Source organism: Staphylococcus gallinarum, assembly GCF_029774255.1.
Taxonomy (GTDB): Bacteria; Bacillota; Bacilli; order Staphylococcales; family Staphylococcaceae; genus Staphylococcus; species Staphylococcus gallinarum.
Map to the genome: position 1 here is coordinate 818,469 of NZ_CP069082.1, position 12,771 is coordinate 831,239.

At 32.6% G+C, this 12,771-nt stretch carries 11 protein-coding genes; 10 read left to right on the forward strand and 1 reads right to left on the reverse strand.

What is annotated here, in order from left to right; all coding sequences use genetic code 11:
- The first annotated feature begins 145 nt into the window (after positions 1-145).
- From JN168_RS03620 to JN168_RS03645, 6 genes are all read left to right on the forward strand, one after another.
- The gene (locus JN168_RS03620) at positions 146-1,147 is read left to right on the forward strand and encodes an NADP-dependent oxidoreductase (protein WP_042739061.1); all 1,002 of its coding nucleotides are present in this window, start codon (positions 146-148) and stop codon (positions 1,145-1,147) included.
- A 28-nt stretch (positions 1,148-1,175) separates the two neighbouring features.
- The gene (locus tag JN168_RS03625) at positions 1,176-2,189 is read left to right on the forward strand and encodes a zinc-binding alcohol dehydrogenase family protein (RefSeq protein WP_232139524.1); all 1,014 of its coding nucleotides are present in this window, start codon (positions 1,176-1,178) and stop codon (positions 2,187-2,189) included.
- Positions 2,190-2,343: 154 nt separating this feature from the next.
- The gene (locus JN168_RS03630) at positions 2,344-3,900 is read left to right on the forward strand and encodes a BCCT family transporter (protein WP_229366637.1); all 1,557 of its coding nucleotides are present in this window, start codon (positions 2,344-2,346) and stop codon (positions 3,898-3,900) included.
- A 144-nt stretch (positions 3,901-4,044) separates the two neighbouring features.
- On the forward strand, positions 4,045-4,581 hold the full coding sequence (amaP, locus tag JN168_RS03635) for an alkaline shock response membrane anchor protein AmaP (RefSeq protein WP_042739058.1): 537 nt from the start codon (positions 4,045-4,047) through the stop codon (positions 4,579-4,581).
- A 12-nt stretch (positions 4,582-4,593) separates the two neighbouring features.
- On the forward strand, positions 4,594-4,833 hold the full coding sequence (locus tag JN168_RS03640; protein WP_042739057.1) for a DUF2273 domain-containing protein: 240 nt from the start codon (positions 4,594-4,596) through the stop codon (positions 4,831-4,833).
- Positions 4,834-4,892: 59 nt separating this feature from the next.
- On the forward strand, positions 4,893-5,399 hold the full coding sequence (locus tag JN168_RS03645; protein ID WP_107526930.1) for an Asp23/Gls24 family envelope stress response protein: 507 nt from the start codon (positions 4,893-4,895) through the stop codon (positions 5,397-5,399).
- A gap of 217 nt (positions 5,400-5,616) precedes the next feature.
- On the opposite strand, the gene JN168_RS03650 is transcribed toward JN168_RS03645, so the two are convergent.
- On the reverse strand, positions 5,617-7,569 hold the full coding sequence (locus JN168_RS03650; protein WP_279526180.1) for an IucA/IucC family protein: 1,953 nt from the start codon (positions 7,567-7,569) through the stop codon (positions 5,617-5,619).
- A gap of 104 nt (positions 7,570-7,673) precedes the next feature.
- Between JN168_RS03650 and JN168_RS03655 the strand changes: the two genes are divergently transcribed.
- The 4 genes from JN168_RS03655 (at position 7,674) to JN168_RS03670 (ending at position 12,771) form a co-directional block, all read left to right on the forward strand.
- The gene (locus JN168_RS03655; protein WP_042739054.1) at positions 7,674-8,849 is read left to right on the forward strand and encodes an MFS transporter; all 1,176 of its coding nucleotides are present in this window, start codon (positions 7,674-7,676) and stop codon (positions 8,847-8,849) included.
- Positions 8,846-10,603: an IucA/IucC family protein gene (locus JN168_RS03660; protein ID WP_279526181.1), complete on the forward strand. Its 1,758-nt coding sequence runs from the start codon at positions 8,846-8,848 to the stop codon at positions 10,601-10,603. The genes JN168_RS03655 and JN168_RS03660 overlap by 4 nt, the downstream gene beginning before the upstream one ends.
- 3 nt (positions 10,604-10,606) lie before the next feature.
- Positions 10,607-11,668 carry an alanine/ornithine racemase family PLP-dependent enzyme gene (locus JN168_RS03665; RefSeq protein ID WP_229366639.1) on the forward strand — a complete coding sequence of 354 codons (1,062 nt, stop codon included), beginning with the start codon at positions 10,607-10,609 and terminating at the stop codon, positions 11,666-11,668.
- Positions 11,669-11,760: 92 nt separating this feature from the next.
- Positions 11,761-12,771 carry an ABC transporter substrate-binding protein gene (locus JN168_RS03670; RefSeq protein ID WP_042739051.1) on the forward strand — a complete coding sequence of 337 codons (1,011 nt, stop codon included), beginning with the start codon at positions 11,761-11,763 and terminating at the stop codon, positions 12,769-12,771.

The following is a 12,771-nucleotide window of genomic DNA, read 5'->3' on the forward strand; positions in this document are numbered from 1 at the left end:
TATCCTCCTTTAATAACTTCGTATAACAAGTGTTTAATTTAATAAATCATAACATGAAGTTAAAATTGAAGATAAGCGATTTGATTGATTGAGATCGTCAATCACTATAAAATGAAAGATAACAGACGTGAATGGAGGCTAAAAAATGAAAACAGAAAGAATTGTATTAGCTAAAAGACCTGTAGGTTTACCTACAGATGAAATTTTTCGATATGAAACTGTTGAAATAGGGCAGCCAGGTGACAATGAGATTCAAATTGAAGCACTATACATTTCAGTGGATCCTTATATGAGAGGTAGAATGAGTGATAGCGAATCTTATGTTCAACCATTCAAATTAGATGAAGCACTTAATGGTCATGTGGTAGGTAGAGTAACAGAATCGAATCATGATCAATTTGAAACCGGTGATATTGTCACTGGTGGACTACCTTGGCAAAAGGTTGTAAATATATCAGGAGATAAAGTGATAAAAGTTTCAAATACAGAAGTACCTCTTTATCTTTACCTTAGCGTGTTAGGCATGCCAGGACAAACTGCTTATCATGGTTTACTTAAAATAGGAGAGCCTCAAGAAGGTGAAACTGTCGTAGTATCTGCAGCTTCAGGTGCTGTTGGTTCTGTTGTTGGACAAATTGCTAAATTGAAAGGTGCACATGTTGTTGGTATCGCAGGTGGACCTGAAAAAACGGCATATTTAACAGAAACGTTAGGTTTTGATGTAGGATTGGATTATAAAGACGAAGATTTTGCAACTGCATTAAGCGAAGCAGTCCCTAATGGCATTGATGTCTACTTTGAAAATGTTGGCGGTGATATTGCGGATGAAGTGTTTAAACATTTAAATCAATTTGCCAGAATACCAGTCTGTGGTGCAATTTCTGGTTACAATGATACAGAAATTGAATATGGTCCTCGTATACAACCAACATTAATCAAATCTCAAGCATTAATGAAAGGTTTTATTGTTGGAAATTATGCAGATGACTTTAAACGAGCTAGTCAAGATTTAGCACAATGGGTTACTGAAGATAAAATCAAAACAAAAACGACAGTAGAAGAAGGTTTTGAAAATTTACCACAAGCATTCCGTAATTTATTTACAGGTGATAATTTCGGCAAACAAGTAGTTAAAGTCGCAGATTAACGAATTAATAATGAAGGAGATGCATGTGATGAAAGCAATTGGTGCAGATAGCGCTTTTAATTTATCTGAAGGGAATCAATTTTATGAATTTGAAATAAATTCATTAGAACCAAAGCAATATGAATTATTGGTGAAGATAGATGCAATTAGCATTAATCCTGTTGATACTAAGATTAGGCAATCACCTGTTGATAATGCACCACGCGTTTTAGGCTTTGATGCTGTAGGTGTTGTTGAGGCAATAGGCGATAATGTCAAACATTTTCAGGTGGGTGATGAGGTCTATTATTCTGGTTCACCGTCTTATCAAGGTTCAAATCAAACACATCAAATTGTAGATAGCCGCTTGGTAGCAAGAAAGCCTCATAATATATCGGCAATTGAAGCAGCCAGTATTCCACTCACTGGTTTAACAGCTGCAGAAACATTATTTGATGTATTCAATATTTCACACAATCCAGAAGATAATAAAGGTAAATCAATCTTAATTATTAATGGAGCAGGAGGTGTTGGAAGTATTGCTACCCAAATTGCTAAACAGCACGGTTTGCATGTTATAACAACAGCATCTCGTGAAGAAACACATCAGTGGTCGAAAGAAATGGGGGCAGAAATTGTCCTAAATCATAAAAATGATTTAAGTGCAGAATTTGAGAAATATGAAATTTCTGAGGTAGATTATATATTCTGTACCTTCGATACGGACCGATATTTTGAGAAAATGATAGAATTAGTGAAACCACGAGGTAAGATTGCTACAATAGTAGCGTTCAAGGACAAGCAAGATCTGAATTTACTTAAAAATAAAAGTGTCACATTTACACATGAATATATGTACACACGACCATTACATGAGACAGAAGATATGCAACGACATCATGAGCTACTATCAGACATTACTGATAAAATTGAATCCGGTAAATATAAACCAACAGTTAATAAGGTATTACAAGGGTTGACTGTTGACAATTTATATGAAGCACATAAACAACTAGAAAGCCATTCTATGGTTGGCAAGTTAGTAATCCAAGTTGCTAAATAAGACCCAATAGAATAAATGTAAAATGCCATTCATTTGACTATGATCATAGTTAAGTGAATGGCATTTTTTTGCAATTTATCAAATATAGAAGATACGCATATTGAAAATAAGATAGGGTAATACAAATATAGATTTAAGGGAGGGGAATTAACGAATGAGTGGTAAGAAACTCACGATTGTATTTTGGTGTGCGTTATCTATATGTACGTTATTCGTTATTTATGGAGCAATTTTACCAAAACAGTTAGAGCAAGTGACACAGAGCATTACTAATTTTATAGCTGTGCACTTTGGCTGGTATTATTTATTATTAGTGTTATTTATTTTAATTGTTTGCATTTATTTATTATTCTCAAGGTTTGCGTCAATTACCTTAGGAGATGATAATGAAGAACCAGAATTTTCACTGAAATCTTGGTTTGCCATGCTATTTAGTGCAGGAATGGGGATTGGATTAGTATTTTGGACAACAGCTGAACCAATCAGTCATGCCTATACATTAACACCATTACATAAAGCAGGTACACAAACTGCAATTAACGAAGCCATGCAATTTTCTTTTTTCCATTGGGGCATACATGCATGGGCAGTGTATGGCATAGTTGGCCTTGTCTTTGCTTATTTTAATTTTCATAAGGGATATCCAGGATTAGTTAGTGCGACTTTGACCCCAATATTAGGCAGTAAGGCGATGCGTGGACCAATTGGTGGTGCGATTGATGTGTTGGCTATCATTGCAACGGTAACAGGCGTAGCAGCTACACTTGGTTTTGGCGCTTTACAAATTAATGAGGGACTGAACTTTTTATTTGATATTCCTTCTAACTTTGGGACGCAAGTCATTATCATTATTGTAGCTACAATTTTATTTACTTGGTCTGCTTGGTCAGGTATTGATAAAGGTATTAAAAGTTTAAGTAATATTAATATGTTGCTTGCATTTGTTGTATTATTAGTCCTATTTTGTGTTGGACCTACTTTAAATATATTAAATATGTTTACCAATACTTTAGGTGATTATATTGCTAATTTCTTTAAAATGAGTTTACGCATTCCTCAGAGCGGTGGTGAAAAGTATCAATGGTTACAACAATGGACAATATTCTATTGGGCATGGTGGATTTCTTGGGCACCATTTGTTGGTATATTTATTGCAAGAGTATCGCGTGGTAGGACGATTAAAGAATTTATATTAGGTGTTTTATTTGTACCGGCGTTTGTGTGCTTTTTATTCTTTGCAGTATTCGGTACATCAGCTATTTATTTGCAACAACACAATATTGCTAATATTGCTAAGGCAGCAACAGAAACAGCTACATTTAGTACATTGGAGCATTACCCACTTGGATTTATTTTGAGTATTGTCACATTAGTTGTTATTATGATTTTCTTTGTGACTTCGGCAGATTCTGCTACTTATGTGTTAGGTATGTTAAGTGCAAAAGGTAGTATTCATCCTTCAGGTATTGTCAAAATAAGCTGGGGTGTTATCTTAGCATTATTTGCAGTAATCATGATCTATACTGGAGGTACACAGTCGATACAAAACTTGTTAATTATTGCTGCATTGCCGTTTTCAGTGGTCATTATCTTTATGATATGCGCCTTATTTAAAGCAATTTCTGAAGAGAAACCAAGAACAAATCATAGTAATACGCTGAAACAAAGTAAAGGTTCACAACAAAAGATAAATGAAAATAACCAGCAATGATTTGAAAATTTTAATTAGTTTAAGCAAGTTTTATTGAAACCAATTAAAATATAACGCAATAAAATGTTTTTGATGGAAAATTTAGGGGTATGTTTTTGGTATGACAAGTACATAAATATACAAGCATAGGAGGTGTCATACGAGGTGAAACGCATAAAGAATTTTATTTTAGGTCTGTTAATAGTGGTGATTGTTGGATTTTTACTCTTTATGTTTATTAAAGATTCACGTATTACTAAATACCAAGATTATTTCATGCAATTTAACTGGTTTGTACCAACATTAATTGGTTTAGCAGCACTCTTATTATTAATAGGTCTAATATTAGTATTTAGTTTGTTTAAACCTACGTATAGAAAGCCTGGACTTTATAAAGATTATGAGGATGGTCATATTTACGTATCACGTAAAGCAGTTGAAAAAACTGCCTACGATACAATTGTTAAATATGATGAAATTCGTCAACCTAATGTAATAGCTAAGCTATATAACAAAAAGAAAAAGTCACATATTACATTGAAAGCGGATTTCTTTGTTCCTGGAGATGTTCAAGTTAAAACACTTACAGAACAAATAAGAAATGATGTAAAACAAAATGTTGAGCATTTTACTGAATTACCAGTATCAAAATTAGAGGTTAATGTTAGAGATCAAAAAACCTCAGGCAAACGCGTGTTGTAAGGGAGGGTAATTATGACTCAAAATAATAACCAAAATGGTCAAGATTCAACGCAACAAGTTATTGATTTCTTTAAAACTTTTAAATGGAGAATTATAGGATTCTTAGCATTCTTAATCATTGCTATTTTATTTTTAACTTTAGGTTTCTGGAGTACAATACTTATTATCATATTATGTTTGATTGGCGTAGGTATAGGGTATACGAAAGACCGTAAGCAGGATTTTTTAAATTTCTTAAATCGGTGGAGTTAAAAATTTAAAGTAATTAATGAATCAAAACAAAAAACTTAAATAATAAAGGAGAATTTATTATGGCAGTAGATAACAATAAAGCGAAACAAGCATATGACAACCAAACTGGTGTGAACGAAAAAGAACAAGAATTACAAAAAGAACAACAACAACAAAATCAAGAACCTCAATTTTCAAATAAATTATCGTTCTCAGATGAAGTTGTAGAAAAAATTGCAGGTATTGCTGCACGTGAAGTTCACGGTATCTTAGAAATGAAAGGCGGTTTCGTCGACAACATTTCTAATTCATTTGGTAGTAGCAATAATGTTACTCAAGGTGTGAGTGTAGAAGTAGGCGAAAAACAAGCAGCAGTAGACTTAAAAGTTGTATTAGAATATGGTGAGTCTGCACCTAAAATTTTCCGCAAAGTAACAGACTTAGTCAAAGAACAAGTTAAATATATCACTGGTTTAGATGTGGTTGAAGTTAACATGAGAGTTGAAGATGTAATGACTAAAAAAGAATGGGCTCAAAAAAATGAAAAAAATGAAAGCTCAAGTAAAGAACAAAAAGGTTTACAATAAGTCTATTACTGATTAAGACCAAAACCTAAAAAAATTTATCACATTAATTAAATAGGAATAAATAATTATTTCGAAAAAATACAGGTTAGGACCTAATAAACATCCTAACCTGTATTTTAATTTATAGAAAAAAACTGCCAATAAAGCAATATACTTTATTGGCAGTAAATGATGTGATTTCAAAATATGATAACCCTCATTTTTATCTTCTATATAATTACTTACTTTTGTAAAGTGGATTATCTACTTGAACATAAGTGTAATAATCAGCTTCATCTTCTAGACGCATGGTTGTTACACATTTATAATCTATCTTCTCCGCAAATATGATATCTCTAAAGTTTGCTACACGTTCTGAATCTGTTAGAGTTTGTTCAATTTGATCTAGTTTAGCTTCAATTAAATCACTTATTGTATGCCAGATTTGGGCTTCTAAATCATTTGAGTCACTATATTTTGCTACGGCTGTGATTAATTCACCAAGATGATTTTGTATGCTTGAATAAAAAACTTTATTAAATACAGTTTGTGCTTTGTCTGTTAATATAAGTGATTTTTCATGAAAATCCTTTGTACTATATCCAACACTATTTAAAAAAGGTTCATCAATACGTAATCCTTCAAAATCTCTGACATATAAGGTGTTAAGTGAACCATCTTTATTAAATGCCACGATTGAATTTTGTAAATGCGCTTCTAAAGCAATACCATATTTTACTAATAATGGAATTGCAATATCAATTAAAGCTTGGCCATAACGTTTAAACCAATTTATACTTGCGATTTCAAAATTATCAAAGGAACGTGCTAATGTATATTTTTTTATTAAAGAGATAATAGGTGCCTCAGAATTGTTCGGATAATTTGCTACTAAACTTGATGGTATGATCGGCGTAACATCCGCATCAATAATTTCGTAAATATTTCTTCTGAATAATGTACCAAGTTGTTCACTTCTTAAAGTTTTAATTGCTGTAGCATCCGCTTCATTATAAAAGTGTATACCTGCTAATTCATCGATTGTTTCTGCATTAATATTATGAAATAGTGAGTCGTTTTCTTTAATGTTATTTAGTATTTGAGTGACCTTTGGACCATTTGTCGTAGTCTGTTCAGATAATGTTCTGATTTCACCAGTTATATGCACATTGGTTGATAATTTAATATGTGGCGAAGTTACTGGTAGTTCAGGCATCAATGTTCTGAAGGATAGGCCAGCAAAATAATTCAACTGGTAATTTAAAGGAATAATACTTTGAGTTTTGAGTTCTTGTGCATAATCTTTAACAATAATTTCGTTAAATTGCCAAGGATGAACGACCATGACATTATAATTATCAATAGCTTCTTGTCCTACAGTTTCAACCGCGAAATCATACAAACCATTAAATAATTGGTAAACAACGTCATTGAAGTGATTATTTAGCGCACTTGTACGTGTAATTTGCTTATTGATGAGTATAAATTTCATAGGAATTGGTTGAGCAAATTCAGATGAATAATTAATTGCAGTTTCAGGCGTCATACCTTTCCTTAACTTTGCACCTGGATGGAGCGGATGGCCTTCAACGACAGATTGCTCAGAACGTAGATAACTGTCGGGATGTTGATCTATAAGTTCCCATAGAGGTGCTGTCGTTTCAGATAAAGTATGATGCTGAAAACTTATAGCAATAGCCATATTGGCCACACTATTATTGATATCCTCTAAAAATTGTGCGCTCGCATCATTATTTAATTCTGGTGCTTCGATTAATATGCAATCTAATATCTCTTTAGGATGTAGCACACGTGTCATTACTTGGTCTTGTTCAAAGTAGAAAGGTCCTGATACATCGATTCTATCGAAAGCGTGTTGACCAGTAATTGGTGCTATTAAAGTACGACTAGACTTGGGAAAATCAATACGCAGTACTTCATCAGTTTGTATATCCGTTACAAGGTTTAATGATTTGGTTGAAATAATTTGACTATAGTCTCGACTATTTACTAAATTTTCTCTATGTAATGAACTAATAAGTCGTTGTGATATTTTGTCTCTACTAGCTAATAACACTGACTTAAATTGATTGGCCCAATTTTCTTCTATTGTGCTTAAATAATAAAAAGCATTTTGTTCATCAATAGTAAGATTTTCAATTAAGTTGTGTTTGTTTCTTTTTAAATACATAAAAGCACCTCTAAAAAATTATTTTACAAAAGCATAAGATATTTGTATAATCTATAATAACGATAATGATAATTATTATCAATTAAAAAGACGGGTGAAATTTCATGGCGAAGTATTTTTTTCCAAGTTCTTTCTTATTATTTTTAGGAAACTGGATTGGACAAATTACATTAAATTGGTATGTATTCAGTATTTATCACAATGCGATTTACTTAGGTTTAATTAATTTTTTCCGGTTAGTACCTATCTTATTAATAAGTGTATGGGCTGGAGCATTAGCTGATAGATGTAACAGAGGCAACCTGTTACGAATTTCAATATCAGCTTCCTTTATATTAACTACTATACTTTGTATTTTAACGTTTCAAAGTAAGAAGTTACCAATAATTGTGTTCTTAATTTATGCATTAGGAAGAGGCATTATGAGTGCAATTGAAACACCAGTTAGACAAGCAGTATTACCTGATTTAACAGACAGGTTAACAACGACACAAGCTGTGTCATATCACTCATTTATAATAAACATTTGTCGATCAATTGGTCCGGCAATTGCTGGATTTGTTGTTGCTACATATAATTCAGAAATTAGTTTTGCATTACAGGCACTATGTTACTTTATTTCATTACTACTCTGTTTACCATTATCGTTTAATACACATAAGATTGATAAGGTAGATACAGAAGTAAGTTTCAAGTATGTAGTTGATTATTTTAAAGAAAATAATGTAGGAGCACGTATCTTTATTACATCACTATTAATTATGGCAACAGGCTTTTCATATACGACACTATTACCAGTGTTAACCGATAAAACATTTCCAAATCAAGTCGCAATATTTGGTAGTGCAATGACTTGTTGTGCAATCGGTGGCATTATAGCAACTATGATTTTACCGAATATTTTAGAGAAAATTTCTATGGTAAAAATGTATTATTTAAGTTCGGCATTATTTGGCGTATCGCTTTTAGGTACGATAACAAGTAATACGTTGTTACTATTTACTGCAATATTCTTTATTGGTTTGTTTAGTCAATGGGCACGAACTACGAATAGAATCTATTTCCAACACAAGGTGGAAGCGCAACATAGAGGTAAGATATTAAGTGTAATTATGATGGATAGAGGCATGATTCCTTTAGGAGCAATGTTAATGAGTTTTGCAGCTGAGTTAATAGGGGTTGTTGAAACATTTGTTGCTATGGGTATATGCACTTTAGTTATTTCATTATTATTCGGTATTGTTAACAGACAAAGGAAAGACGGAGGCAAAGTCGTATGAAGCATCAAACATGGAAATGTGCAGATAAAAATGTGCAATATCGTATTATCAATGCGATTCTTAAAGAACAAATTTTTCCTGATGGAATGCGAGTCAATGAATATCAGGGTTTAATTGAATTACAATATCAAGGACAATTAATAAAAGTTAATAAAATTCGTAAAAGTGCGATGGCGCGCTATGATTTTAAAGGACCTTTGAGTTATTTAAAAGGTGAAGAAGCTTATGAAGTTGATTCGGTAGAACAATTAATCGAAATTTTAGACAGTAAGTTCGATATTCCTATAAGTGAAAGGTTAACTCAGGAATTAATATCTTGCCGTGATGGCTTTGTTCTGACATATGAACATTTTTGTAATAGGCAATCATTGATTGATGCAACGTTAAAATTCTCAAGGATGCCAGAAACGATTAATTTTTTCTCATGGATCCAACATATGACAGATTCAGGTCAGATGAATGATTTAAGTTATTCTGAAAGTTTAGTGGTTGAAGGTCATCCAACACATCCATTATCAAAGACAAAGTTACCCTTAACTGAGGATGAAGTTAAACGATATGCGCCAGAATTTGAGAAAATCATTCCATTGAAAGTCATGTTAATCCATAAAGATGATAGTGTTACAACATCAATGGAAAATGATGAACAATTTATATTGGATTTTATTATTCCTGAATATCGTTATAAATTGAAAGCATTTTTAGAGCCATACCAATTAGAATTAAATGATTATAATGTATTGCTTGTTCATCCGTGGCAATATGAAAATGTTATCGTCAAACAATTTTCTGAATGGATAAAAGCTAGACAATTATTACCAACACCATTTGAAATTGAATCTAAAGCGACGTTATCATTTAGAACAATGGAACTTGTTCACAAACCATTTCATATTAAACTGCCAATCAATGTCCAAGCTACAAGCGCTGTGAGAACTGTGTCACCTGTGACTACAGTAGATGGTCCCAAGTTAAGTTATGAATTACAAGATATGTTAGATATATATCCACAACTCCAAGTTTCAATGGAACCTTATGGTATTCATGCAAAGACGGATCCTGATATCGCAAGACATTTAGGGTGTATTGTACGTTATCAACCTGTATTAGCGGATAATGGCACAACATTAGTAACAGCAAGTTTAGTGAACAAGAACCCGGTCGATAATAGTGTAATAGTCGACAGTTATTTGGATTGGTTAGGTGAAGGATTGACAGTAACTTCAATTGAAAAATTCATGAAATACTATGCTAAATCATTAATAGAACCACTTATCGCTTATATTCAAGATTATGGTATTGCGTTAGAAGCCCATATGCAAAATACAATTGTTAATCTTGGACCTGATTATCAAATGAAATTTATAGTTAGAGACCTAGGTGGTTCACGAATTGACCTTGCTACATTACAGCGTATTAAACCGGGTATTGATATTACAAATACCAGTTTAATTGCTGAAAACATTGAAGCGGTAATTGCTAAATTCCAACATGCTGTAATTCAAAATCAAATCGCAGAATTTATACATCACTTTTCAAATTATGAGCAAGTCGAAGAAGAGAACTTATACAGTATCGTCAGTGATATCGTTTATGCAGCAATTGATCCTAATAAAGCACATGCTCAAGTGTTGAAAGAGGTATTATTTGGAAAAACAATAACGGTAAAATCATTACTACGTATGAGAATGGAGAGCAAGGTTAAACAATATGTCACTATAGACTTAACGAACCCGATCTATAAAGAGGTGTAAAAAATGGCACAAGTAAAAATCAATCTATCAAAAATTCAATATAATGCGAGTGTATTGCAGTCAATATTCACAAGTCATAACATTCAGTTTACACCAGTAATTAAATGTGTGGGTGGCGATAGACGAATAGTTGAAACATTAAAGGATGTAGGCATCACTCATTTTGCGGATGCGAGAATTGATAATATAACGAAGACTGTCGATGAGGATATAAGTTATACAATGATTCGCACAGGTAACCAGCAAGAATTAGAAGATATCGTTCGTTTCACTGAAATTAGTGTTCAAACTGAACTTGAAACAATTCGACGTATCAACGATATCGCTGCAAAGCAACAAGTGAAGCATAAAATTTTATTGATGGTTGATTGGAAAGATGCACGTGAAGGTATTTTGACATATGACATCGTCGATTACATTAATGAAATTATGAAGATGCATCATGTTTCAATTGCTGGTCTTGCATTTAACTTTATGTGCTTTCAGTCTATAGTTCCAACAGATCTTGACATCGAGATGATTAATCAATTTGTAGATTCAGTAGAGATGGAAACACAAATGCGCTTTCGAATTGTATCAGGTGGAAATTCTAGCTTGATACCTCAAATGCTCTATACAGATTTAGGAAAAATAAATGAACTAAGAGTCGGAGAAACATTATTTAGAGGCGTCGAGACAACGACGAATCAACCTATTGCCTCACTCTATCAAGACGCAATCATATTAGAAACAGAGATTGTAGAAATTAAACCACGTGTGAATATATCAACAGGTAAACATTATTTACAAGCAATTGTAGATATTGGAAGTTTAGATACGTATGTTGCTGAAATCAAACCATTACACCATCAAATTAAGGTGTTAGGTGCAACAAGTGATCATGTGATGTTAGATTTAGAGAACCACGATCATTATCAAGTGGGAGATAAAATTCAATTTAGTCTCGGTTATAAAGCACTGGCTCATAGTATGTATATGCCTAATTTAGCTAAAACATATATATATGATGAAGTTGTCCAAAGCGTGAATCATCAGCTTCACACGCTAAAAACGAATGAATATTAAATAACTAAATATTCATTCAATTTCTTATTGACAGTGATAATTATTATCAATAAAATAAATATGTAATGATACATATTTAAGGAGTGAAGACAATGAAACATAGCTATAAGATTATGGGAATCTTGTTATTAACATTAACTGTGGCTTTATTAGCGGCGTGTGGTAGTGTGAGTGATAACGGTTCTGACAAATCTAAAAGCAACAAATCCGACAAGGAAACAGTATCAATTAAAAATGATGGTGGGACAACTAAAGTCGGTAAGAATCCAAAACGTGTTGTAGCATTAGAATTTTCATTTGTTGATGCACTAGCAGCTTTAGATATTAAACCTGTCGGTGTTGCTGATGATGGAGATAAAAATAGAATTTTAAAACCTATCAGAAATAAAATTGGTGATTATACTTCAGTAGGTGCACGTAAGCAACCAAACTTAGAAGAAATTAGTAACCAAAAACCTGATTTAATCATCGCTGATAGCAATCGACATAAAGGTATTAAAAAGGATCTTGAAAAAATAGCTCCGACAATTATGCTTCCAAGTTTTGATAGTGACTATAAAGATAATCTTGAAGCATTTAAAACAATAGCTAAAGCAGTAGGTAAAGAAGATAAAGGTAAAGAAAGACTAAAAGAGCATAATGAATTAATGGATAAATACAGTAAAGATATCACGATGGACAAATCACAGCCGGTACTTCCTGCAGTAGTAGCTAAATCTGGTTTGTTAGCACATCCTGATAATACGTATGTAGGTCAGTTATTAAAAGAATTAGGTTTCAATAATGCTTTAAATAAAACAAAAACTGATCACCTTTCAAAATATCTTAAAGGACCTTACCTACAACTAAATTCAGAAGTCCTTTCAGACATTAACCCTGGTCGCATGTTTATTATGGCGGATAAAGGTGAAAATGATCCTAACTTGAAATCTCAAGAAAAAGATCCTGTTTGGCAAGACTTAGATGCTGTTAAGAATAATAGAGTATCAGTTGTAGATCGTAATACATGGGCGAGAGCGCGTGGTATAATTTCTTCTGAACAAATCGCTAAAGAATTAGTAGAAATTTCTAAAAAGCAAAAAGAAGATAAACAACAAAAGTAA

Coding starts and splice junctions, on each gene's coding strand:
- JN168_RS03630 (WP_229366637.1), top strand. CDS start 2,344: ATGAGTGGTAAGAAACTCACGATTGTATTTTGGTGTGCGTTATCTATA.
- JN168_RS03665 (WP_229366639.1), top strand. CDS start 10,607: ATGGCACAAGTAAAAATCAATCTATCAAAAATTCAATATAATGCGAGT.
- JN168_RS03625 (WP_232139524.1), top strand. CDS start 1,176: ATGAAAGCAATTGGTGCAGATAGCGCTTTTAATTTATCTGAAGGGAAT.
- JN168_RS03655 (WP_042739054.1), top strand. CDS start 7,674: ATGGCGAAGTATTTTTTTCCAAGTTCTTTCTTATTATTTTTAGGAAAC.
- JN168_RS03640 (WP_042739057.1), top strand. CDS start 4,594: ATGACTCAAAATAATAACCAAAATGGTCAAGATTCAACGCAACAAGTT.
- JN168_RS03620 (WP_042739061.1), top strand. CDS start 146: ATGAAAACAGAAAGAATTGTATTAGCTAAAAGACCTGTAGGTTTACCT.
- JN168_RS03650 (WP_279526180.1), bottom strand. CDS start 7,569: ATGTATTTAAAAAGAAACAAACACAACTTAATTGAAAATCTTACTATT.
- JN168_RS03670 (WP_042739051.1), top strand. CDS start 11,761: ATGAAACATAGCTATAAGATTATGGGAATCTTGTTATTAACATTAACT.
- JN168_RS03660 (WP_279526181.1), top strand. CDS start 8,846: ATGAAGCATCAAACATGGAAATGTGCAGATAAAAATGTGCAATATCGT.
- JN168_RS03645 (WP_107526930.1), top strand. CDS start 4,893: ATGGCAGTAGATAACAATAAAGCGAAACAAGCATATGACAACCAAACT.